This window comes from Avibacterium volantium, assembly GCF_049366555.1.
Taxonomy (GTDB): Bacteria; Pseudomonadota; Gammaproteobacteria; order Enterobacterales; family Pasteurellaceae; genus Avibacterium; species Avibacterium volantium_A.
The window spans coordinates 1-24,451 of record NZ_JBMMGT010000032.1; the positions used below are offsets into that span (position 1 = coordinate 1).

A 24,451-nucleotide genomic window follows, 5' to 3' on the forward strand; every position below is an offset into this window, starting at 1 on the left:
GAGGCGCCAACTGTAACCGCCAATGAAAATGGTAGTGTGACAGTGACACCAAACCAGAATGACGACACTAAAAAAGTGACGTTCAAGTACACTGATGAAAAGGGTGTAGAACATACGGTAACTGTTGAAAAAGGTGATGATGGTCAGTGGAAAGTGATGGGTGAGAACCCTGATGGCTTGAGGGCTGATCCAACAACAGGTGCAGTGACTATCCCTGAAGATAAGGTGAAAGATGGTAGTGAGGTAACGGCGAATGCGACAGATGCTCACAATAATACTAGTGGCGACAACCGTGCTACTGCACTTGATGTGACACCACCGGCTAAACCAACTGTCGAGATTACTTCAGATGGCGATAATGATGGTCACCTTACACCTGATGAGCGTAAGGATGGTGTTGACATCAAAGTAACTTTTGATACGTCAAATGAAAAAACTGCGCTACAGATCGGTGATAAAGTAACCGTGAAGATCGATACTAATGGCGATGGTAACTTCGATAGAGAAGAAGTGATTGCTATTGAAAATCAAAAGCAGATTGATGATGGCATCTTTATTCATCTACCTGAAAATCAATTGCCTACTGAAGGTAAAGATCTGAAGGTTGAAGCAACGATTGCAGACCAAGCCGTAAATAAAGATGGGGTTCTTGCACCTAATATAAGTGAAAAAGGTCATGATGAAGCTGATATAGAGAAAAAAGTACTATCAATGTTAGCTATTGGTGATAATGCTAATAACTCTATTCAAGGAAATAATGGCGATGATATTCTCGTAGGTGATAAAGGTGGTAGTGAAACTCGATTTACACCTGGTGTTGATTACAATGTTAGCATTCTTTTAGATATTTCAGGATCAATGAAGACATTTAGGGCTTCGAACGGATCAACATATTTGGAGATGGCAAAAGAGGCATTGTCTAAATTTGCTGAGCATATAAAAGATCATACTGGGAAGGTTAATGTGCAATTTGTTACATTTAGTGACAGTGCCAAACAAATCTTCTCGATAGATGATTACACTTCTGACCCAGTTGGTAGTGAGCAGAAGCTAAAAAATGCTATTAATAATATTAATGCTGGTGGTGATACTAACTATGAGGCTGCCTTTAAAACAGTATTGCCATGGATCACCAAACATCAAGGTAATGGTTATACTAATACAACCATTTTCCTATCGGATGGTGTACCAAATGTTAATGATCATTTTCTCGGTAAAGTAATTAAAGACATGGAGAAAGATGATGTAGAGAGAGCTATTACTGAGTATAAGAAGGTGGCTGAATTGAGTGAAGTTCATGCGATCGGTTTTGGTGAAAAAGAAATGCCTAGTGGGGAGAGAATGGCAGATGCCTTACAGTTTTTTGACAATACTGGTGGAACGGGTGAGTTTAAATCGCTTGATATAACTGCTGCAGGGGGACGTAATGTCACCACTGTTACATTTAAAGGTAAGACAGGAGAGGCTCTTATTACTAATGATACCGATGAATTAGCAAATATCTTGGTTAATGGCTCTGTTACTAAGATTCTACTTGATGTAGGTAGTGATAACATTGTAGGTAACTCTGGTGATGATGTTTTATTTGGCGATGCATTAAACACAGATCATTTGTCTTGGAATGAGAATGGTATTGCTCATTTAGCAGGCAGCCATGATGGCGATAGCTATAGTGCTCTGATTGAATATATTAAATGGGGTGAGAATAATGGAGTGGAGCCGACAGACACTCAAATTATGGAACATCTCAGAGAACATTGGAGCGACTATTTAGATAATCGTGATCAAGGTGGCAATGATACTATCAATGGCGGTAATGGTAACGATATTATTATCGGCGGCGGTGGTAACGATACATTAACCGGCGGTGCAGGCGCTGATCAGTTTGTGTATAGCCTAAAAGGTGGTAATGGTGATGATACCATCACTGATTTCAACGCTGCTGGGGGCGATAAGCTTACCTTCGTGGGCATCACTAGCGCAGAAGTATTCAAGTCTGAATACGATGCAAACTGGAATGCGACCGAGCACAAGCTGACCTTCAAGTCAGGCGAGCCAAACCACCACGAGTACAACAACAGCATCACCATCAATGACTCAACTGCGAATAGCATTGATGAATTGTTGGTCAGTGCAAACTTTATTATTTAGTTAATTATTAAGTTAATAAGTCCATCTTTTGATGGACTTTTAATAATGTATTAAATTCACTTAAATGTTGGTTAGATAAATACTTCACTGAAATGCTAGGTCTTTTTATCTAAATTTATAAGTGCGGTGTTTTTTTGCGTTATTTTCCGCAAATCTTGACATTAAGCGCATTCAAGATTAAAATTCGGCATCTATCTATTCTAAGGTAGAACAAAAAGTAAACATTCTTTTATGAATAACAACTATTAAACTGGAGCTTTTTTAATGGCAACTATCAACCAATTAGTACGCAAACCGCGTGTGAAAAAGGTTGTAAAAAGCAACGTTCCTGCATTAGAGGCTTGCCCGCAGAAACGTGGCGTGTGTACTCGTGTGTACACAACTACACCTAAAAAACCGAACTCAGCATTACGTAAAGTGTGCCGTATTCGTTTAACAAATGGTTACGAAGTAACTTCTTATATCGGCGGTGAAGGTCATAACCTTCAAGAGCACAGCGTTGTGCTTATCCGTGGCGGTCGTGTTAAAGATTTACCAGGTGTGCGTTATCACACTGTGCGTGGTGCATTAGACTGTGCTGGCGTTAAAGATCGTAAACAAGGTCGTTCTAAATACGGCGTTAAACGTCCTAAAGCTTAATGGTTCTCCGTTAAGTAAGGCCAAACGCTAATTAAATTAAATAATTATCATAAACTCCAGTAAACGTAAGATCTCTTACACAAAGAGTTTTGGATAATCCTGAAGATTAAAAAACGGAGAAATTGCAATGCCACGTCGTCGTCGTATTGAACCACGCAAAATTCTTCCAGATCCAAAGTTTGGATCAGAATTACTTGCGAAATTTATTAATGTATTAATGGTAGATGGTAAAAAATCTATCGCAGAATCAATCGTTTATGGTGCGTTAGATACCTTAGCTCAACGTACAGGTAAAGAAGCTTTAGAAGCATTTGAAATCGCACTAGAAAACGTACGTCCAACCGTTGAGGTTAAATCTCGCCGTGTTGGTGGTTCTACTTATCAAGTGCCAGTTGAAGTGCGCCCAGCTCGTCGTAACGCATTAGGTATGCGTTGGATCGTTGAAGCAGCACGTAAACGTGGTGATAAATCAATGGCTTTACGTTTAGCAAACGAATTATCTGATGCATCAGAAAACAAAGGTGCAGCAGTGAAAAAACGTGAAGACGTTCACCGTATGGCTGAAGCTAACAAAGCGTTTGCTCATTACCGTTGGTAATCAGTTAATCAAACGATTTTTAGGCTTCATCACATTTTGCTATGCGGTGAAGCCTTATCCATATTTAAAATTTTAATTTATTGAATTCCAAACAAGGAAATAATAATGGCTCGTGTAACTCCTATTGAGCGCTATCGTAATATCGGTATTAGTGCTCACATTGATGCTGGTAAAACAACAACCACAGAGCGTATTCTATTCTATACAGGTGTTAGTCACAAAATTGGTGAGGTGCATGATGGTGCAGCTACCATGGACTGGATGGAACAAGAACAAGAGCGTGGTATTACCATTACTTCTGCGGCAACAACGGCTTTCTGGTCTGGTATGTCTCAGCAATATCCACAACACCGTATCAACGTTATCGATACTCCGGGACACGTTGACTTTACTATCGAAGTAGAACGTTCAATGCGTGTTCTTGATGGTGCGGTAATGGTTTACTGTGCAGTAGGTGGGGTTCAACCTCAGTCTGAAACTGTATGGCGTCAAGCAAACAAATATAAAGTACCTCGTATCGCGTTCGTAAACAAAATGGACCGTACTGGTGCAAACTTCCTACGCGTTGTTGAGCAAATCAAAACTCGCTTAGGTGGTAATGCTGTTCCTTTACAACTTCCAATCGGTGCAGAAGAAAACTTCAAAGGTGTTGTTGACCTAATCAAAATGAAAGCAATCAACTGGAATGAAGCTGATCAAGGTATGACATTTACCTATGATGATATTCCTACAGATATGGTTGAATTATGTGAAGAATGGCACCAAAACCTTGTTGAAGCAGCAGCAGAAGCTTCAGAAGAGTTAATGGAAAAATACCTTGGTGGTGAAGAGCTTACCGAAGAAGAAATCAAAGGTGCGTTACGTCAACGTGCGTTAGATACTGAAATCATTCTTGTAACTTGTGGCTCAGCGTTCAAAAATAAAGGTGTTCAAGCAATGCTTGATGCGGTAATTGATTACTTACCAGCACCAACAGACATCGCTTCAATCAAAGGGATCAACCCTGATGAAACTGAAGGTGAGCGTCACGCAGATGATAATGAACCATTTGCAGCACTTGCATTCAAAATTGCAACTGACCCATTTGTAGGTAACTTAACCTTCTTCCGTGTATATTCTGGTGTGGTTGAGTCTGGTGCGACAGTATTGAACTCGGTAAAAGATAAACGTGAGCGTTTTGGTCGTATCGTTCAAATGCATGCAAACAAACGTGAAGAGATCAAAGAAGTTCGTGCGGGAGACATCGCAGCAGCAATCGGCTTAAAAGATGTTGGTACAGGTGATACATTATGTGCTATCGATGCGCCAATTATCCTTGAGCGTATGGAATTCCCTGAGCCAGTAATCTCTGTTGCGGTAGAACCAAAAACCAAAGCAGACCAAGAGAAAATGGGCTTGGCATTAGGTCGTCTTGCACAAGAAGACCCTTCATTCCGTGTTCACACTGATGAAGAATCAGGTGAAACCATCATTTCAGGTATGGGTGAGTTACACTTAGACATCATCGTTGACCGTATGAAACGTGAGTTTAAAGTGGAAGCGAATATCGGTAAACCACAAGTATCTTACCGTGAAACTATCCGTACTCGTGTGAACGATGTTGAAGGTAAACACGCAAAACAATCTGGTGGTCGCGGTCAATATGGTCACGTTGTTATCGACTTGTACCCATTAGATCCAGAAGGTCCAGGTTACGAATTTATCAACGAAATCAAAGGCGGTGTAATTCCTGGTGAATATATCCCTGCAGTTGATAAAGGTATCCAAGAGCAACTTAAATCTGGTCCATTAGCGGGTTACCCAGTGGTTGATATCGGTGTTCGTTTACACTTCGGTTCATACCACGATGTGGACTCATCTGAGTTAGCATTTAAACTTGCTGCATCATTAGCATTTAAAGCAGCGTTTAGCAAAGCAAACCCAGTATTACTTGAGCCAATTATGAAAGTGGAAGTTGAAACTCCACCAGAGTATGTGGGTGATGTAATTGGTGATTTAAGCCGTCGTCGTGCTATGGTAAATGGCCAAGAAGCAAGTGAATTTGTTGTTAAAATCAATGCAGAAGTTCCACTTTCTGAAATGTTTGGTTATGCAACAGATCTTCGTTCACAAACTCAAGGTCGTGCATCATACTCAATGGAACCATTGAAATATGCTGAAGCACCTTCAAGTGTTGCAGCTGCAGTAATTGAAGCACGTAAAAAATAATTTTTGATTCAATAAAACTTCGTAGCATCTCAAGGTGCTACGAGATTTCACATAAAGGAAACATTAGCAATGTCTAAAGAAAAATTTGAACGTACAAAACCGCACGTAAACGTGGGTACAATCGGCCACGTTGACCATGGTAAAACAACTTTAACAGCAGCAATCACCAGCGTATTAGCGAAACACTACGGTGGTGCGGCACGCGCATTTGACCAAATTGATAACGCGCCAGAAGAAAAAGCACGTGGTATCACCATCAACACCTCACACGTTGAATATGATACTCCAACACGTCACTACGCACACGTTGACTGCCCGGGACACGCGGACTATGTTAAAAACATGATTACTGGTGCGGCGCAAATGGACGGTGCAATCTTAGTAGTAGCAGCGACAGACGGCCCAATGCCACAAACTCGTGAGCACATCTTATTAGGACGCCAAGTAGGTGTACCATACATCATCGTATTCTTAAACAAATGCGATATGGTAGATGACGAAGAGTTATTAGAATTAGTAGAAATGGAAGTGCGTGAACTTCTTTCTCAATATGATTTCCCAGGTGATGATACACCAATCGTACGTGGTTCAGCGTTAAAAGCGTTAGAAGGCGATGCGCAATGGGAAGAAAAAATCCTTGAGTTAGCAAACCACTTAGACACATACATTCCAGAGCCAGAGCGTGCGATTGACCAACCATTCTTATTACCAATCGAAGACGTATTCTCAATCTCAGGTCGTGGTACAGTAGTAACAGGCCGTGTAGAGCGTGGTATTATCCGCACTGGTGATGAAGTAGAAATCGTAGGTATCAAAGAAACTGCGAAAACTACCGTAACAGGTGTAGAAATGTTCCGTAAATTACTTGACGAAGGTCGTGCGGGTGAAAACATCGGTGCATTATTACGTGGTACAAAACGTGAAGAAATCGAACGTGGTCAAGTATTAGCGAAACCAGGTTCAATCACACCACACACAGACTTCGAATCAGAAGTTTACGTATTATCAAAAGAAGAAGGTGGTCGTCACACTCCATTCTTCAAAGGTTACCGTCCACAATTCTATTTCCGTACAACTGACGTAACAGGTACAATCGAGTTACCAGAAGGCGTGGAAATGGTAATGCCAGGCGATAACATCAAAATGACAGTAAGCTTAATTCACCCAATCGCGATGGACCAAGGTTTACGCTTTGCGATTCGTGAAGGTGGCCGTACAGTAGGTGCGGGTGTGGTAGCGAAAATCATCAAATAATGATGATTGCTAGGTAGCACTAGAAAGTTAAGAGAGGGCATCGAAAGATGCCCTTTTGTTTTGCTTGGATTTTTGAATGAAAAATCTGGAAAAAATGACCGCACTTTTGTTATAAAAGAATAAATAAAGTGCGGTGTAAATTTTAGGGATTTTTTCTTTGAGTAGATTTATGTCCTTATTGTATGAAATCACGAAAATTTCTCTCATTTTTAATAGGCAATAAAATAAGAAAATGCTACAATTCCCCGTTCAAAACAGCATCCCGATTTTAATTGAATAATGGATACAATTATGGCGTCAAATATTGATAAAAAGAAACACGCTGAACAAGCGGAACATCTTCAAAAATCGAAAGGACTAAATACCTTTTTATGGCTACTCGGCATTGTCATCATTGCCGTTGCAGCAGTGGGAAATATTTATTTTGCAGATCAATTTTCTACTCCGATCCGCGTGGTTGCGGTAGTGATCTTATTATTTGTTGCTTTGGGAATTTTAGCAATTACTAACCAAGGAACAAAAGCACGAGCCTTTTTAAAAGACTCTAGAACAGAATTAAGAAAAATTGTATGGCCAACACGTTCTGAGGCGATGCAAACAACCTTGATTGTAATGGCTGTTACAATGATTGTTTCCCTAATTTTATGGGGGCTTGATTCTATTATTGTTTCTGTAATTAATTTCTTAACAAATTTGAGGTTCTAAGATGACAGAGAATACTCCAAAAAAACGCTGGTATGTGTTACAAGCATTTTCTGGCTTTGAAGGCCGTGTAGCAGCAACATTACGCGAATATATTAAATTGCACCAAATGGAAGATCAATTTGGTGAAGTGCTTGTGCCGACCGAAGAAGTGGTTGAGAATGTTGGTGGTAAACGCCGTAAAAGCGAACGTAAATATTTCCCAGGCTATGTATTAGTGCAAATGGAAATGAATGATTACACTTGGCAGCTTGTGCGCAGTGTGCCACGCGTAATGGGCTTTATCGGCGGTACGCCAGATAAACCTGCCCCGATCAGCAATCGCGAAGCTGATATTATCTTAAATCGCCTTGAGCAAAATTCTGATAAACCGAAACCAAGAACCGTATTCCAACCGGGTGAAGATGTACGTGTTAAAGAAGGTCCATTTGCTGACTTTAACGGAACAGTGGAAGAGGTCGATTACGATAAAGGTCGCCTAAAAGTTTCTGTTTCAATCTTTGGTCGTGCAACACCTGTTGAGTTAGAGTTTGGACAAGTAGAGAAAAATAATTAATAGTAAAAGTGAATTACAGATGGCAAGGTAATACTTGCCATTTTTTAGCCTAATTAAACAGTAATTTTTACTTGGCAACATTCACAAGAATTTGTATAATTCGCAACCTTACGAGCAAACCTTGCTCGTATTTTTATGTAATCGCACTGTTAGGTAATTTTACTATAAGGTGCTTTCAATCACGGGGAGCTGAAAAGCGTTATCACCCATAACGAGGAAATTAAAATGGCAAAGAAAGTTCAAGCCTATATTAAGTTGCAAGTTGCAGCAGGTATGGCTAACCCTTCACCACCAGTTGGTCCTGCATTAGGTCAACAAGGTGTGAACATTATGGAATTCTGTAAAGCATTCAACGCTCGTACTGAGAGTTTAGAAAAAGGTTTACCGATTCCAGTAGTGATCACTGTATATGCAGACCGTTCATTCACTTTTGTTACTAAAACTCCACCAGCAGCGGTATTATTGAAAAAAGCAGCTGGCATTAAATCTGGTTCTGGTAAACCGAACAAAGATAAAGTAGGTAAAGTAACTCAAGCACAAATCCGTGAAATCGCAGAAACTAAAGCAGCGGATATGACTGGTGCAACAATCGAAACTAAGATGAAATCTATTGAAGGTACTGCACGTTCAATGGGTTTGGTAGTGGAGGACTAATCAATGGCTAAACTAACCAAACGTATGAAAGCAATCAAAGCGGGTGTTGATTCAACCAAAGCTTATGAAATCAATGATGCGATCGCAGTATTAAAACAATTTACTAGCTCTAAATTCGTAGAAAGCGTTGATGTGGCAGTAAATTTAGGTATTGATGCACGTAAATCTGACCAAAACGTTCGTGGTGCGACTGTATTACCAAACGGTACAGGTCGTAACGTTCGCGTTGCTGTGTTCACTCAAGGTGCTAACGCAGAAGCAGCGAAAGAAGCTGGTGCAGATTTAGTGGGTATGGAAGATTTAGCAGAGCAAATCAAGAAAGGCGAAATGGACTTTGATGTTGTTATCGCTTCTCCTGATGCAATGCGTGTTGTAGGTCAGTTAGGTCAAATCTTAGGGCCTCGTGGCTTAATGCCAAACCCGAAAGTGGGTACTGTAACTCCAAACGTTGCTGAAGCAGTGAAAAATGCAAAATCTGGTCAGGTTCGTTACCGTAATGATAAAAACGGTATCATTCACACCACAATTGGTAAAGCAGATTTCACCCCTGAGCAATTAAAAGAAAACTTACAAGCATTACTAGCCGCCTTAACAAAAGCAAAACCAGCTTCTGCAAAAGGTGTATTCATTAAGAAAGTAAGTCTTTCTACCACTCAAGGTGCAGGCGTTGCAGTAGATCAAAGCAGCCTATAATTTGAGTTTTGAAAACGGCTTATCAAATGGAATAAGCCGTTTTTTTATGATTGGTATTTAGATATAAAAATTGATGCTGATTAGAACTTTTTGTTTACATTGATTATAAATATATCTATAATGCCCGACCTAAATCTGCTTAGGCAGATTTTTGATGGTGCTTACTATCAAGCCCCGTCCAAGACCGTAGGCGAAATGATGCGAATCATTTCTTAATTTTAACGCCTGCGTAGATGGTGGACAGACAGAATTTTCTGCTTCTGGACACCTTAGCCTCAAAAAAGAAATTGCCTTGTAGTAAAAAGTGCGGTGGATTTTTTGAGATTTTTTAGAAGTTCCGCTTAGGCGGAGTGTATCAGGAGCTAACAGCCAATGGCATTAAATCTTCAAGACAAACAAGCAATTGTTGCTGAAGTAAATGAAGCAGCCAAAGGTGCCCTATCAGCAGTTATCGCGGATTCTCGTGGTGTAACCGTTGATAAAATGACTGAATTACGTAAAGCAGCTCGTGAAGCTGGTGTTTCAATGCGTGTTGTGCGTAACACTTTATTACGCCGTGCAGTTGAAGGCACTGATTACGAATGCTTAAAAGATGCGTTTGTAGGTCCAACACTTATCGCATTCTCTACTGAACACCCAGGTGCAGCAGCACGTTTGTTCAAAGATTTTGCAAAAGCAAATGATAAGTTTGAAATTAAAGGTGCAGCCTTTGAAGGTAAGATCCAAGATGTTGAATTCTTAGCAACATTACCGACTTACGAAGAAGCAATTGCACGTTTAATGGGTACAATGAAAGAAGCAGCGGCAGGCAAACTTGTTCGCACTCTTGCAGCATTACGCGACAAATTACAAGAAGCAGCTTAATCCAAGCGTTTCTTACCAGGTTTAACTTATTTACTTTAGGAATTGATTGTTATGTCATTAACTAACGAACAAATTATTGAAGCGATTGCTTCTAAATCAGTAACTGAAATCGTAGAATTAATCTCTGCGATGGAAGAAAAATTTGGTGTTTCAGCAGCAGCGGCTGCAGTAGCAGTAGCAGCTGGCGGTGACGCTGGTGCAGCAGAAGAAAAAACTGAATTCGATGTAGTTCTTGCAGCAGCAGGTGCTAACAAAGTAGCAGTTATCAAAGCAGTACGTGGTGCAACTGGCTTAGGCTTAAAAGAAGCGAAAGACTTAGTTGAATCTGCGCCAGCAGTATTGAAAGAAGGCATCGCTAAAGCAGAAGCTGAAGCACTTAAGAAAGAATTAGAAGAAGCTGGCGCACAAGTAGAAATCAAATAATTTTGATTTTTCCGCGACCAATTCTGGTTCTAAAAACCCCGATAGAAATATCGGGGTTTTTGTTTATATGCTTTTTAGTCCCTTGACTTTTATTTATTTATTCTTATATAATACCCAGCCATTTTTAATTCACAAACCTTTTTGGATTAAAAATATACTGAATAATCACCGTTTTGTTGCGTGAATCAGGCTAGTTTTCTGGTAGTTTGATGGCAACCCGCTCATCAGAAGTAAGGTTCAGAGTGCGGTATCTGAAAACGGATTCATCATTGATATGATAAAAATGCGTGAAAAAATCACCGCACTTTTCTTTTATATCAACTCGGTCTCACTAAAATTTACTGAGGAAAACCAATGGGTTACTCCTATACTGAGAAAAAACGTATTCGTAAAGACTTCGGCAAACGTCCGCAAGTTTTAAATGTACCTTATTTATTAACTATTCAACTTGATTCTTTCGATAAATTTATCCAAAGAGATCCAGATGGTCAGCAAGGCTTAGAAGCGGCATTCCGTTCTGTATTTCCAATTGTCAGCAACAATGGCAATACGGAATTGCAATATGTGAGCTATCGCTTAGGCGAGCCAGTATTTGATGTGCGTGAATGTCAAATTCGCGGCACCACTTATGCTGCACCATTGCGTGTGAAATTACGTCTTGTTAGCTATGACAAAGATGCCGCGCCAGGCACAATTAAAGATATTAAAGAACAAGAAGTTTATATGGGTGAAATCCCATTAATGACAGATAACGGAACATTTGTGATTAATGGTACTGAGCGTGTAATCGTTTCGCAATTACACCGTAGCCCAGGCGTATTCTTTGATAGCGACAAAGGTAAAACGCACTCATCAGGAAAAGTGCTTTATAACGCACGTATTATTCCTTACCGTGGTTCTTGGTTAGATTTTGAGTTCGATCCGAAAGATAACTTATATGCGCGTATTGACCGCCGCCGTAAATTGCCGGCAACCATTATTTTGCGTGCATTAAACTATACAACAGAAGAAATTTTAGACTTATTCTTCGATAAAGTTGTTTTCCAAATTGAAGATAACAAATTATTAATGACCTTAGTGCCAGAAAGATTACGTGGTGAAACAGCAACTTTCGATATTGTGGCAAATGGAAAAACTTATGTTGAAGTCGGTCGCCGCATTACAGCTCGTCATATCCGCGCCCTTGAAAAAGACAATGTGACTCAGGTTGAAGTGCCAACCGAATACATTGTGGGTAAAGTGGCTGCGAAAGATTATGTTGATCTTGAAACTGGCGAAGTGATTTGTCCTGCCAATGGTGAAATTACGCTAGAGATTTTAGCGAAACTCGCTCAAGCAGGTTACAAAACGATCGAAACCCTATTTACTAACGATTTAGACTACGGCCCGTATATTTCTGATACCTTACGCGTTGATCCAACTACTGATCGCTTAAGTGCATTGGTTGAAATCTATCGTATGATGCGTCCAGGTGAGCCGCCAACAAAAGAAGCGGCAGAAGGTTTATTTGATAACCTGTTCTTCTCACCAGATCGCTATGATTTATCTGCGGTAGGTCGTATGAAATTCAACCGCTCTTTAGGCATTGAAGAAACCACTGGCAGCGGCATTTTAAGCAAAGAAGATATCGTTAATGTAATGCGTAAATTAATCGATATCCGTAACGGCCGTGGTGAGGTAGATGATATTGACCACTTAGGTAACCGCCGTATTCGTTCGGTAGGTGAAATGGCAGAAAACCAATTCCGTATTGGTTTAGTGCGTGTTGAGCGTGCGGTGAAAGAGCGTCTTTCTTTAGGCGATCTCGAAGCTGTTACACCACAAGATTTAATCAACGCCAAACCAATTTCAGCAGCGGTGAAAGAATTCTTTGGTTCATCACAACTTTCTCAGTTTATGGATCAAAATAACCCGCTTTCAGAAGTAACCCATAAACGCCGTATTTCTGCCTTAGGTCCAGGTGGTTTAACTCGTGAACGTGCAGGTTTTGAGGTGCGAGATGTTCACGCAACTCACTATGGTCGCGTGTGTCCAATCGAAACCCCTGAAGGTCCAAACATCGGTTTGATCAACTCTTTAGCGGTGTATGCGCGTACTAACGATTATGGTTTCTTAGAAACACCATACCGCAAAGTGGTAAACGGCCAGGTTACTGAAGAAATTGAATATTTATCTGCTATTGAAGAAGGCAAATATATCATCGCGCAGGCGAACTCAAACTTAGATGATGAGTTACGTTTTACCGATACTTTCGTAACCTGTCGTGGTGAACACGGTGAGTCTGGTTTATATCGTCCAGAAGAAATTCACTATATGGACGTATCCACACAGCAAATCGTTTCTGTGGCAGCAGCGCTTATCCCGTTCCTTGAACACGATGATGCCAACCGTGCCTTGATGGGGGCGAACATGCAACGCCAAGCCGTACCAACCTTGCGTGCGGATAAACCATTAGTCGGTACAGGTATGGAAAAACCTGTGGCGTTAGACTCAGGCGTGGCGGTCGTGGCAAAACGTGGTGGAACAATCCAATACGTTGATGCTTCGCGTATCGTTGTAAAAGTAAACGAAGATGAAACCGTGGCTGGCGAAGCAGGGATCGATATTTACAACTTGGTGAAATATACCCGCTCTAACCAAAATACTTGTATTAACCAAATTCCTTGCGTGAAATTAGGCGAGCCAATTGAGCGTGGTGAAATCCTTGCGGACGGGCCATCAACGGATCTTGGTGAACTTGCTCTTGGTCAAAATATGCGTGTGGCATTTATGCCTTGGAATGGTTATAACTTCGAAGACTCAATGTTAGTGTCTGAGCGTGTGGTGCAAGAAGATCGTTTCACCACCATTCACATTCAAGAGCTTTCTTGTGTGGCGCGTGATACCAAACTTGGTTCTGAAGAAATCACTGCAGATATTCCAAACGTAGGTGAAGCTGCATTAAGCAAACTTGATGAATCAGGGATTGTGTATATCGGTGCGGAAGTAAAAGGCGGCGATATTCTTGTGGGTAAAGTAACACCAAAAGGTGAAACGCAATTAACCCCAGAAGAAAAATTATTACGTGCAATCTTTGGTGAAAAAGCGTCTGATGTAAAAGACTCTTCATTACGCGTACCAAACAGCGTATCTGGTACGGTTATTGACGTTCAAGTGTTCACCCGTGATGGCGTAGAAAAAGATAAACGTGCCTTAGAAATCGAAGAAATGCAGTTAAAACAAGCGAAGAAAGATCTTGTGGAAGAATTAGAGATCTTAGAAGCAGGCTTGTTTGCTCGCGTTCGCAACTTATTGATTTCAGGCGGAATTGACGCTGCGCAATTAGATCAATTAGACCGCACCAAATGGTTAGAACAAACCCTTTCAGACGAAGCGAAGCAAAGCCAGTTAGAGCAATTAGCTGAGCAATATGAAGAACTTCGTAAAGACTTTGAGCATAAACTTGAAGTGAAACGTGGCAAAATTATCCAAGGTGATGATCTTGCACCGGGCGTATTGAAAGTAGTGAAAGTATATCTTGCGGTGAAACGCCAAATCCAACCAGGGGATAAAATGGCGGGTCGTCACGGTAACAAAGGGGTTATCTCAAAAATCAACCCAGTTGAAGATATGCCGTATGACGAAAATGGTCAGCCAGTAGATATCGTATTGAACCCACTGGGCGTACCTTCGCGTATGAACATCGGTCAGATCCTTGAAACGCACTTAGGTTTAGCGGCGAAAGGAATTGGTGATCAAATCAATGCAATGATCAAGCAAAAACAAGATGTTGAGAAATTGCGTGGTTATATCCAAAAAGCCTATGACTTAGGTGGTGGTTCACAAAAAGTGGATCTTTCAACTTTTACCGATGAAGAAGTGATGCGTTTAGCGCAAAACTTACGCAAAGGTTTACCATTGGCTACGCCAGTATTTGATGGTGCGCACGAAGAAGAAATTAAAGGCTTATTAGAGCTAGGTGGGTTGCCAACTTCAGGTCAAATCACCTTATATGATGGTCGCACAGGTGAGAAATTTGAACGTCCAGTAACCGTAGGTTATATGTATATGCTCAAATTGAACCACTTAGTTGATGACAAAATGCACGCGCGTTCAACAGGTTCTTATAGTCTTGTTACGCAGCAACCATTGGGTGGTAAAGCACAGTTCGGTGGTCAGCGTTTCGGTGAGATGGAGGTTTGGGCGCTTGAAGCTTATGGTGCCGCTTACACCCTACAAGAAATGCTTACCGTTAAATCTGATGATGTGAACGGCCGTACGAAGATGTACAAAAACATCGTGAGTGGCAACCAACAAATGGATCCGGGTACACCAGAATCTTTCAACGTAATTATGAAAGAAATTCGTTCACTCGGTATCAACATCGACTTAGACGAAGAATAATCTGATAAGCGAAAGCTAAAGTACGCTCAAGTGCGGTGAAAAAATTCAAAATTTTACACCGCACTTGGATAAGTTTAACTCCGACAGGAGCAAAATCTGTGAAAGACTTAGTTAAGTTTTTAAAAGCACAATCTAAATCCAGCGAAGATTTTGATGTGATCAAAATTGGTTTAGCCTCACCGGATATGATCCGTTCTTGGTCATTTGGTGAAGTTAAGAAACCTGAAACCATCAACTACCGTACGTTTAAACCAGAGCGTGACGGGCTTTTCTGTGCGCGTATTTTCGGGCCAGTGAAAGACTACGAATGTTTATGCGGAAAATATAAACGCTTAAAACACCGTGGGGTAATTTGTGAAAAATGTGGCGTAGAAGTGACACAAGCAAAAGTTCGCCGTGAACGTATGGGGCATATTGAGCTTGCTTCACCTGTTGCTCATATCTGGTTCTTAAAATCTTTACCGTCCCGTATCGGCTTATTATTAGATATGCCGTTGCGTGATATTGAACGTGTACTTTATTTTGAATCTTACATTGTTACTGAGCCGGGAATGACTGATCTTGAAAAAGGTCAATTATTAACGGAAGAACAATATATGGACGCAGAAGACCGTTGGGGCGATGAATTTGAAGCCAAAATGGGTGCGGAAGCGATCCAAGCGTTATTGCGTGATATGGATCTAGAAGTGGAATGTGAAACCTTGCGTGAAGAATTGCAAGAAACCAATTCAGAAACTAAACGCAAAAAAATCACTAAACGCTTAAAATTATTAGAATCTTTCATTCAATCAGGCAATAAACCTGAATGGATGGTGATGACCGTATTGCCAGTGTTACCACCAGATTTACGTCCATTAGTTCCACTTGATGGCGGACGTTTTGCTACTTCAGATTTGAACGATTTATATCGCCGAGTGATCAACCGTAATAACCGTTTAAAACGCTTATTAGACTTGATCGCGCCAGATATTATTGTGCGTAACGAAAAACGTATGCTACAAGAATCTGTTGATGCGTTATTGGATAATGGTCGCCGTGGCCGTGCAATTACCGGTTCTAACCGCCGCCCATTGAAATCACTTGCGGATATGATCAAAGGTAAACAAGGTCGTTTCCGTCAAAACTTATTGGGTAAACGTGTAGATTACTCAGGCCGTTCTGTAATCACCGTAGGGCCATACTTACATCTACATCAATGTGGTTTACCGAAAAAAATGGCGTTGGAATTATTCCGTCCATTTATTTATGCCAAATTAGAAAGCCGTGGCTTTGCAACTACAATCAAAGCAGCGAAGAAAATGGTTGAGCGTGAAGACGCAATCGTATGGGATATTTTGGCAGAAGTAATTCGTGAACACCCAATCCTATTGAACCGTGCGCCAACCTTGCACCGTTTGGGTATTCAAGCCTTTGAGCCGATCTTAATTGAAGGTAAAGCGATTCAATTGCACCCATTAGTGTGTGCGGCGTTCAACGCGGACTTCGATGGTGACCAAATGGCGGTTCACGTGCCATTAACCCTTGAAGCACAGCTTGAAGCGCGCGCTTTAATGATGTCAACCAACAACATTCTTTCACCAGCAAATGGTGAGCCGATTATCGTACCATCACAGGACGTTGTATTAGGTCTTTACTATATGACCCGTGATAAAGTGAACGGTAAAGGCGAAGGAATGTTATTGCAAGATCCACGCGAAGCAGAGAAAGCTTATCGTACAGGTCAAGCGGAATTACATTCTCGTGTGAAAGTGCGTATCACAGAATATGTGAAAGATGCCTCTAACGAATTTGTGCCACAAACCACGCTTGTGGATACCACAATTGGCCGTGCCATTTTATGGATGATCGCACCAAAAGGTATGCCATTTAGCTTGTTCAACCAAACCTTAGGCAAAAAAGCGATTTCTAAATTAATTAATGAAAGCTATCGCCGTCTAGGATTGAAAGCGAGCGTAATGTTTGCTGACCAAATTATGTACACCGGTTTTGCTTACGCAGCACGTTCTGGTTCATCAGTAGGTATTGACGATATGGTGATCCCGGCGAAGAAATACGAAATTATTTCTGCGGCAGAACAAGAAGTGGCTGAAATCCAAGAGCAGTTCCAGTCAGGTTTGGTAACAGCAGGTGAGCGTTATAATAAAGTAATCGATATTTGGGCGGCGGCGAATGAGCGCGTAGCCAAAGCGATGATGGAAAACCTCTCTCAAGAAGAAGTGGTAAACCGTGAAGGCGAACTAGAAAAACAAGCTTCATTTAACAGCATCTTTATGATGGCAGATTCTGGAGCGCGTGGTTCTGCCGCACAGATTCGTCAGCTTGCAGGTATGCGTGGTTTGATGGCGCGTCCAGACGGCTCAATTATCGAAACACCAATTACCGCAAACTTCCGTGAAGGTTTGAACGTACTTCAGTACTTTATTTCAACCCACGGTGCGCGTAAAGGTTTGGCTGATACGGCATTAAAAACTGCGAACTCTGGTTACTTAACCCGCCGTTTAGTAGATGTGGCACAAGATTTAGTAATCATCGAAGATGACTGTGGCACTTACGAAGGTATCGTAATGACCCCATTAATCGAGGGGGGAGATGTAAAAGAACCTCTGCGTGATCGTGTGTTAGGTCGTGTGGCGGCAGAAGACATCTTAAAACCGGGTACAGACGAAGTTTTAATTCCGCGTAATACTTTATTAGATGAAAAACTTTGTGATCTGATTGATGAAAATTCCGTAGATAGCATCAAGGTACGCTCTGTTGTAACCTGTGACACCAACTTTGGTGTGTGTGCGAAATGTTACGGACGCGATCTTGCACGCGGACACCTTATCAACCAAGGTGAAGCCGTTGGGGTTATCGCTGCGCAATCAATCGGTGAGCCGGGTACACAGCTAACGATGCGTACGTTCCATATCGGTGGTGCGGCATCTGCGGCTGCGAAAGAATCAAGCATTCAAGTTAAGAATAACGGTACGTTACGTTTAGCCAACGTGAAATTCGTAACGAACAAAGAAGGCAAACTGGTCTTAACTTCGCGTAACACGGAATTAACCATTATTGACGCATTTGGCCGTACCAAAGAGCATTATAAAGTGCCTTATGGTGCAGTGTTAAACAAAGCAGATGGTGATGAAGTGAACGCGGGCGAAACCGTAGCGAACTGGGATCCACATACAATGCCTGTGGTTTCTGAAGTATCAGGTTTCGTGAAATTCGTAGATATTACTGACGGTGTAACTGTAACTCGTCAAACTGATGAATTAACTGGTTTATCTTCAATCGTAGTACAAGATGTGGGTGAACGTGCAACAGCAGGTAAGGATTTACGTCCAACCATCAAACTTGTTGATGCGCAAGGCAACGACATTCTTGTTGCAGGTTCAGATATACCTGCACAGTACACTTTACCGGGTAAAGCGATTGTTACTCTTGAAGATGGTGCGGAAGTTCACGTGGGGGATTCTCTTGCGCGTATTCCACAAGAATCAGCGGGAACAAAAGATATTACCGGTGGTCTTCCACGCGTAGCGGATCTCTTTGAAGCGCGTAAACCGAAAGAGCCTGCAATCCTAGCAGAAATTTCGGGTATTGTTTCCTTCGGTAAAGAAACCAAAGGTAAACGCCGCTTACTCATCACGCCAACTGAGGGTGAAGTGTACGAAGAAATGATTCCAAAATGGCGTCAGCTCAACGTATTTGAAGGCGAAATGGTAGAACGTGGGGATCTCATTTCTGATGGAGCAGAAACGCCACACGATATTCTACGCTTGCGCGGTGTACACGCAGTAACAGATTACATCGTAAACGAAGTGCAAGAAGTTTACCGCTTACAAGGGGTAAAAATTAACGATAAACATATCGAAGTTATCGTTCGCCAAATGTTGCGTAAAGCCATCATCACCAAGGCTTATGACTCTGAGTTCTTAGAGGGTGAGCAAGTGGAAGTGGCACGCGTGAAAATGGTTAACCAAAAACGTGAAGCAGAAGGTAAACCATTGGTTGAGTTTGAGCGTGAGTTATTGGGTATCACCAAAGCCTCATTGGCGACAGAATCCTTTATCTCAGCGGCCTCATTCCAAGAAACCACCCGCGTGCTTACAGAAGCCGCAGTGGCAGGTAAACGTGATGAGTTGCGTGGCTTGAAAGAGAACGTTATCGTTGGGCGTTTGATTCCAGCAGGTACAGGTTTTGCGTATCACCAACAACGCCAGAAAAACCGTGCAGCAGGTATCATTGAGCCTGAACAGCCAACCAAAGCATCAACCATTTCTGATGAAGAAATTGCGTCAGAATTTACATTTACCGCAGACGATGCAACCGCAAGTCTTGCTGAAATGTTAAATATGGCAGAAGATGCAGAATAATCGCTAACAAGCAACCAAAAGCCCGAACATCGTGTCGGGCTTTTTTATTTGCACGAATAAATAAGTGCGGTGAAAAAATCAAAAATTTTCTACCGCACTTAGCAAATAAACCGATTTTAATAATGAATAGAACAGAATATATTGGCTGGTATTACCGAGTTTTGTATGCTTAACAAAGCACATAAAGTGCGGTGAAAAATTCATAAATTTTCCACCGCACTTAAAAAATTATCTTAGCCAAACTTTTCTGCTTAATTTCTATAAAATTGCTTTATTTTCAAAGCAATATCAAGCATAATCCGCCCTTTGATTTTATTAACAAACTAGGAAAACAAATGACAACTCAAACAACAGAAAAATTGGCAAACCCAGGCCCATTAGGGTTATGCGGTTTTGCTTTAACTACTTGGCTATTAAGTTTAATTAACGCAGGCATTTTTGATAAACAAGACGGCATTTCTATTGTGCTTGCAATGGCATTCGCGTTTGGTGGAACGGCACAATTAATCGCAGGCATTATGGAATACCGCAAAGGCAACACCTTTGGCTTCACGGCCTTTATCAGCTACGGATCATTTTGGTGGTCTTGGGCATTGTTCGTACAATTTATGCCAACAGCCAGCCCTGCATTTTTAGGCTGCTATCTAGCCGCGTGGGGAACATTCACCTTAATGATGTTCATCGCCTCTTTCAGTAAACCCAAAGCCCTGCGTGTAGTGTTCTTTTTCTTAGTATTAACCTTCTACGCACTAGCAATCGGTGATGGTTTTGGCTATCACGGCTTAGTACAAATCGGCGGCTTCCTAGGCCTAATCACCGCGCTCAGCGCTTTCTACCTCGCCGCAGCAGAAATGATCAACGAAAATTTCGGTAGAGAGGTTTTACCGATTTAGTTTGTTGTATGGAATAAATAATGTTTATTTGCATTATTTATTCCAGTATTGTTTATGCATACTGAAGAATCGAATAAACGTTTTCGGTAATATACCGTAATAAGTGCCCAATTTATATCCAACAAATTTGAGTAAGGTCGTAAATATTGCTCTAGGAATCCAAAAAGGAGCATTTTTTGTTAGATATTTCATTTCAGATAGTACAAATCGCCGCCCTTCACCTGTTGGCTTGCCAAATTTTTCTTGTATCCAATTTTCTTGTTTTTGAAAGACACCCGTATCAAAATAACGTTTAAATTCCTGCCAAGGAGTGTAGTTATGGGAGTGATGTACTGTGGCTTTAGCAGAATAAGCAATCTTATATCCAGCCCCAATAATTCTTGCGGCTAAATGCATATCTTCTGCCATAATTACATTATCGGGAAATCCTCCTAGTTCTTTAAATAAAGAGGCTCGATATGCAGCAAAAGAATTAGAGATAAATACTGTTTTTATCCCTAGCCTAGCAATATCTTCTTGGCTTTTTATTATTGTCTTGTCTGGGTAGTTGAATAAGCGAGCATGTGCAGCTAATGGACTTGCATCTTTATGGGGAAGTTGACGGCCATACACAGCACCTACTTGAGAATCTGAAAATGGTTCAATAATTTTTTGCAGGCTAAAGGGCGATGAGAGCAGCGCATCTTGTGTTAGAAAAACGAAAATATCGGCGTCCTTAGACAAGGAGGCTGATAAATTTCTCGTGCCACCATGATTAAACTCACGAGTAGGAATAACAGTTACCTCAAAATTAGCCTGCTTAGATAATTCAATAGTTTTATCGCGAGAAGAAGAGTCGATAATAATAACTTTATCTGCTTTTAATTTCTGCTGTTGATAAGATTGAATCCAAGATTTCCACAGTTCACCAGCATTATAAGTGGGAACAAATAGAGCTATTTTCATAGCAATCCATGTCATTTATATTTGCATTTTCCTAGACTATCCAAGCGTTCTACTACTTGTTTTATTTTTTGAGTACTATCTTTTTCTGCAATTAGTAAAACATCTTTCGTTTGTATGATGATTAGATCTTTAATACCTACCGTTGAAATTACTCCATGTTCTGAAAATATATAATTATTATTGCTTTCTAATGTGATTATATCTCCTTGTAAAACATTACCATCATTATTTTTTTCAGAAATATCCCATAATGAACTCCATGACCCTACATCATTCCACCCAATATCTATTGGTATCACAATTGATTTTTTTGTTCTTTCCATTACAGCATAATCAATAGAGTCCTGAGGACAGTTTTCATATGAACTATCTTTTATTCGTATAAATTTATCATCCTGTATTGCGTCATTAATAGAAAGTTTACAAACATCATAAATATCAGGTCTATATTTTTTTAATTCATCAAGATAAGTCTGAGCTGTAAACATAAAAATTCCACTGTTCCAGAAATATCGACCACTATTTATATATTCTTGTGCTATTTGATAATTAGGTTTTTCAACAAACTTCTCCACTAAAAAACTATTTTTATAAAAATAATCTCCTTTCTTAATATATCCATATCCAGTTTCAGGCTTATTAGGTTTAATTCCAAAAGTTAGCAAGATATTTTTTTCTGTATAGTTTTTATATGTGTTAATAGTATCGCAGAAAGTATCCATATCTTGGATAAAATGATCAGCTGCTAATATTAAAATTATTGCTGATTTATTCTTGCTGGTTAAATAAAACGAAGCGAGGGCGGCTGCTGGAGCCGTATTTTTTCCAAATGGTTCTAATATTATACTAGACTCTGTTTCACCTATTTCTCTAAGCTGCTCTTTAACAATAAAGCGATGAGCATCATTACAGATTACTAAAGGAGGTTGGCAATTTTTTATTTTTTCTAATCTTTTTATCGTTGTTTGTAGCATGGATAGTTCATTATTTCCAAATTTTAAGAATTGTTTCGGATATGACTCCCTAGACAGCGGCCATAGTCTAGACCCCGTCCCTCCTGCTAATATCACTGGGTATATTGGAACAGAAAAATCTTCATTTTCCATATTATTATATTCAAGCATATTATTTCATTTCCTTATTGGTTAATTAGGTTGAGTGGAGTTTAGTGACTCTTTCAATAAAGATAGTAATTTTTTCTCAGTGTTTTTATATGATAAAACATTTTTAACGGTCAGGTATCCCTCTCTTCCATATTTCTTCCTGAGATTAGTATCATAATAAAGTTTTAATAAATAATTCGTAGCCTCTGAGATATTAGGGTCGGCCCACAGCCATCCTTTTTCATATGGCCCCCAATTATCTGGAATTTGTATCATTGAAAAATCTACTTTTAATATTGAGTTTCCTATATAATCTTGAACTCCAGAATAGTTAGTGCAGATTACTGGGGTATGGCTAACCATGGCTTCGGCGATAGTCAATCCAAATCCTTCTGAACGGAATAGAGCTAAGTATACATCAATTATTTCATAGAAATAGTTTATTTCAGCATTTTCCCAAAATGAAGTAAAAACCTTTATCCTAGAGTCGTTGCCAATAATATCTAAAATCTTATTATAATCTTTTATATTGTTATTTATACCAGATATTTTTAATATTAGGCATGCATCATCTTTATCTTTAAAGGCCTCTTTAAAACACTTTATAACACCTTCAGGATTTTTTCGGAAATAATAACTATTTAGATCAAAAATATATCCAGCAATAAATTCATATTCTTCTCTTATTTTTTTTAAGTCTCTTTGTATGGTTTTTGATTCCACTTCAGTTTCATCCACAATATGTTGAAGAACTCCTTTGTGGCATTGCACATCTTTTAATGCTTTCATCATATAGTTACTGATACCCCACACTGAATGCAAGTTTTTTGATGCTTTCCTGAAAGCTAAAATAGGATTATCAGATTCCCAAGCCCAGATCCCAATTACGCAGCTAAAATATTTACATATTTCAAAGAATTCTTTTTCTATAAAAAGAGTCTCAGGAGCATTATAGTGATTGATAATAAATAGTGGAGGATTAGAAAGTAAATTATTTATAACCTGGTTTTTCCAAGAATGATCATTTAAATCAAATTTAATTACATTAAATCCCATTTCTTCCAATAAATGTATGTATCCTCTAGATGCTCTTCCAACTCCAATAGTAGAGCTTAAATAGCCGATATAGTAGATGTTTATATGACGGTAATATCCGTTTAGAAAATTTTCTTTATCTTTTGATAAAGTAATTCTGGCTTCGAGCATTTTGCGGAGATTGGATAACTCATTTCTTTCAATAAGTAAATTCACATCATTAGGGTAGTTTATATATCTTTCTATAAGAATATTGTAATTTCTCTCTTGCAACTTCTGTTTTTCTAAGGATGGAAAAGAGCCTCCGTGTTTGTGAAAAACAAATAAGTTAGTTACATGGATATTTTTATATCCTGCAACTATTGCTCTTTGTGACCAGTCATTCTCTTCGCAGTAGCCTTTTCCATATATTTCATCAAACATACCAATTTTCTTTACTAGTTTCTTATTTACTCCCATACAAAAACCTACAGCTGTGGGAATTTCTATATATGTATTCTCAAAGTTTACTGTTCTGAAATATGAATCTATTTGATTGACATCAAGGTCTAAAAGCATTTTATTATCTTCTAGGTATTTAGGAAAACTGCAGATAGTTCCAGCATTTGTGAATGGCGTTGTACTAGCAATATTTTCCATGGTGAAGATAGGATACATCAAACGTTCTAACCAATAAGGAGGAACTTCTACATCCGTATTGAGTAAAACAAAATGATTATCTGTTAATTCTACCAATTTGTTTACTGTTTTTATAAATCCAAGGTTCTCATTATTTTCAATTAGTAAAAAATTTATACCGTAGCTTTCTTTTATACTTTTTAAAAAAGGACTGACTCTCTTATCTGTACTTTTATCATTGCAAACTAATAATCTATAAGGAATACTTGTATTATTTTTAATGCTATTGAATAATGGTAATAAATAATCGAATCCATTATATACAGGAATAATAATGTCAATGGGCTTTTCAGTTGTTAATTTTGGTATTT

General features: G+C 39.8%; 17 protein-coding genes. 14 read left to right on the top strand and 3 right to left on the bottom strand.

The features are described from left to right. The 14 genes from ACLS0A_RS09655 to ACLS0A_RS09720 form a co-directional block, all read left to right on the top strand. Positions 1 to 2,151 (top strand): VWA domain-containing protein (locus ACLS0A_RS09655; protein WP_416083453.1); only part of this gene is annotated, 2,151 nt, incomplete at its 5' end. A gap of 264 nt (positions 2,152 to 2,415) precedes the next feature. Continuing rightward, entirely contained in the window at positions 2,416 to 2,790 is a 375-nt protein-coding gene (gene rpsL, locus ACLS0A_RS09660; RefSeq protein ID WP_013745731.1) for a 30S ribosomal protein S12, read from the top strand. Positions 2,791 to 2,917: 127 nt separating this feature from the next. Next, complete coding sequence (gene rpsG / locus ACLS0A_RS09665) at positions 2,918 to 3,388, top strand: 30S ribosomal protein S7 (RefSeq protein ID WP_126371119.1); 471 nt, start codon at positions 2,918 to 2,920, stop codon at positions 3,386 to 3,388. 105 nt (positions 3,389 to 3,493) lie between these two features. Then, on the top strand, positions 3,494 to 5,596 hold the full coding sequence (gene fusA, locus ACLS0A_RS09670) for an elongation factor G (protein ID WP_416083454.1): 2,103 nt from the start codon (positions 3,494 to 3,496) through the stop codon (positions 5,594 to 5,596). 69 nt (positions 5,597 to 5,665) lie between these two features. Then, complete coding sequence (gene tuf, locus ACLS0A_RS09675) at positions 5,666 to 6,850, top strand: elongation factor Tu (protein ID WP_265754610.1); 1,185 nt, start codon at positions 5,666 to 5,668, stop codon at positions 6,848 to 6,850. Positions 6,851 to 7,141: 291 nt separating this feature from the next. Continuing rightward, positions 7,142 to 7,555: a preprotein translocase subunit SecE gene (gene secE / locus ACLS0A_RS09680; protein WP_416083405.1), complete on the top strand. Its 414-nt coding sequence runs from the start codon at positions 7,142 to 7,144 to the stop codon at positions 7,553 to 7,555. A 1-nt stretch (position 7,556) separates the two neighbouring features. Continuing rightward, a complete protein-coding gene (nusG, locus tag ACLS0A_RS09685) occupies positions 7,557 to 8,108 on the top strand; it encodes a transcription termination/antitermination protein NusG (protein ID WP_103854984.1) in 552 nt (183 codons plus the stop codon). 225 nt (positions 8,109 to 8,333) lie between these two features. Beyond that, complete coding sequence (gene rplK, locus ACLS0A_RS09690; protein ID WP_103854413.1) at positions 8,334 to 8,762, top strand: 50S ribosomal protein L11; 429 nt, start codon at positions 8,334 to 8,336, stop codon at positions 8,760 to 8,762. A gap of 3 nt (positions 8,763 to 8,765) precedes the next feature. Beyond that, a complete protein-coding gene (gene rplA / locus ACLS0A_RS09695; RefSeq protein WP_416083406.1) occupies positions 8,766 to 9,455 on the top strand; it encodes a 50S ribosomal protein L1 in 690 nt (229 codons plus the stop codon). 372 nt (positions 9,456 to 9,827) lie between these two features. Continuing rightward, entirely contained in the window at positions 9,828 to 10,319 is a 492-nt protein-coding gene (rplJ, locus tag ACLS0A_RS09700; protein WP_103854415.1) for a 50S ribosomal protein L10, read from the top strand. A gap of 51 nt (positions 10,320 to 10,370) precedes the next feature. Then, positions 10,371 to 10,742, top strand: a complete 372-nt coding sequence (gene rplL / locus ACLS0A_RS09705) for a 50S ribosomal protein L7/L12 (RefSeq protein WP_250351166.1) — start codon at positions 10,371 to 10,373, stop codon at positions 10,740 to 10,742. A 354-nt stretch (positions 10,743 to 11,096) separates the two neighbouring features. Next, complete coding sequence (rpoB, locus tag ACLS0A_RS09710) at positions 11,097 to 15,125, top strand: DNA-directed RNA polymerase subunit beta (RefSeq protein ID WP_416083407.1); 4,029 nt, start codon at positions 11,097 to 11,099, stop codon at positions 15,123 to 15,125. A 98-nt stretch (positions 15,126 to 15,223) separates the two neighbouring features. Next, on the top strand, positions 15,224 to 19,486 hold the full coding sequence (gene rpoC / locus ACLS0A_RS09715) for a DNA-directed RNA polymerase subunit beta' (protein ID WP_416083408.1): 4,263 nt from the start codon (positions 15,224 to 15,226) through the stop codon (positions 19,484 to 19,486). A 314-nt stretch (positions 19,487 to 19,800) separates the two neighbouring features. Then, entirely contained in the window at positions 19,801 to 20,379 is a 579-nt protein-coding gene (locus ACLS0A_RS09720) for an acetate uptake transporter (RefSeq protein ID WP_416083412.1), read from the top strand. 33 nt (positions 20,380 to 20,412) lie between these two features. Here ACLS0A_RS09720 and ACLS0A_RS09725 read toward each other — a convergent pair whose 3' ends face one another. From ACLS0A_RS09725 to ACLS0A_RS09735, 3 genes are all read right to left on the bottom strand, one after another. Further along, positions 20,413 to 21,339 carry a glycosyltransferase family 2 protein gene (locus tag ACLS0A_RS09725; RefSeq protein ID WP_416083409.1) on the bottom strand — a complete coding sequence of 309 codons (927 nt, stop codon included), beginning with the start codon at positions 21,337 to 21,339 and terminating at the stop codon, positions 20,413 to 20,415. Next, positions 21,336 to 22,448 (bottom strand): mannose-1-phosphate guanylyltransferase/mannose-6-phosphate isomerase, encoded by a 1,113-nt coding sequence (locus ACLS0A_RS09730; RefSeq protein WP_416083410.1) that lies wholly within the window; start codon positions 22,446 to 22,448, stop codon positions 21,336 to 21,338. The genes ACLS0A_RS09725 and ACLS0A_RS09730 overlap by 4 nt, the downstream gene beginning before the upstream one ends. 21 nt (positions 22,449 to 22,469) lie before the next feature. Next, a partial coding sequence (locus ACLS0A_RS09735) for a glycosyltransferase (protein WP_423111575.1) occupies positions 22,470 to 24,451 on the bottom strand: 1,982 nt, incomplete at its 5' end.

Coding starts and splice junctions, on each gene's coding strand:
- rpsL (WP_013745731.1), top strand. CDS start 2,416: ATGGCAACTATCAACCAATTAGTACGCAAACCGCGTGTGAAAAAGGTT.
- rpsG (WP_126371119.1), top strand. CDS start 2,918: ATGCCACGTCGTCGTCGTATTGAACCACGCAAAATTCTTCCAGATCCA.
- fusA (WP_416083454.1), top strand. CDS start 3,494: ATGGCTCGTGTAACTCCTATTGAGCGCTATCGTAATATCGGTATTAGT.
- tuf (WP_265754610.1), top strand. CDS start 5,666: ATGTCTAAAGAAAAATTTGAACGTACAAAACCGCACGTAAACGTGGGT.
- secE (WP_416083405.1), top strand. CDS start 7,142: ATGGCGTCAAATATTGATAAAAAGAAACACGCTGAACAAGCGGAACAT.
- nusG (WP_103854984.1), top strand. CDS start 7,557: ATGACAGAGAATACTCCAAAAAAACGCTGGTATGTGTTACAAGCATTT.
- rplK (WP_103854413.1), top strand. CDS start 8,334: ATGGCAAAGAAAGTTCAAGCCTATATTAAGTTGCAAGTTGCAGCAGGT.
- rplA (WP_416083406.1), top strand. CDS start 8,766: ATGGCTAAACTAACCAAACGTATGAAAGCAATCAAAGCGGGTGTTGAT.
- rplJ (WP_103854415.1), top strand. CDS start 9,828: ATGGCATTAAATCTTCAAGACAAACAAGCAATTGTTGCTGAAGTAAAT.
- rplL (WP_250351166.1), top strand. CDS start 10,371: ATGTCATTAACTAACGAACAAATTATTGAAGCGATTGCTTCTAAATCA.
- rpoB (WP_416083407.1), top strand. CDS start 11,097: ATGGGTTACTCCTATACTGAGAAAAAACGTATTCGTAAAGACTTCGGC.
- ACLS0A_RS09725 (WP_416083409.1), bottom strand. CDS start 21,339: ATGACATGGATTGCTATGAAAATAGCTCTATTTGTTCCCACTTATAAT.
- ACLS0A_RS09730 (WP_416083410.1), bottom strand. CDS start 22,448: ATGCTTGAATATAATAATATGGAAAATGAAGATTTTTCTGTTCCAATA.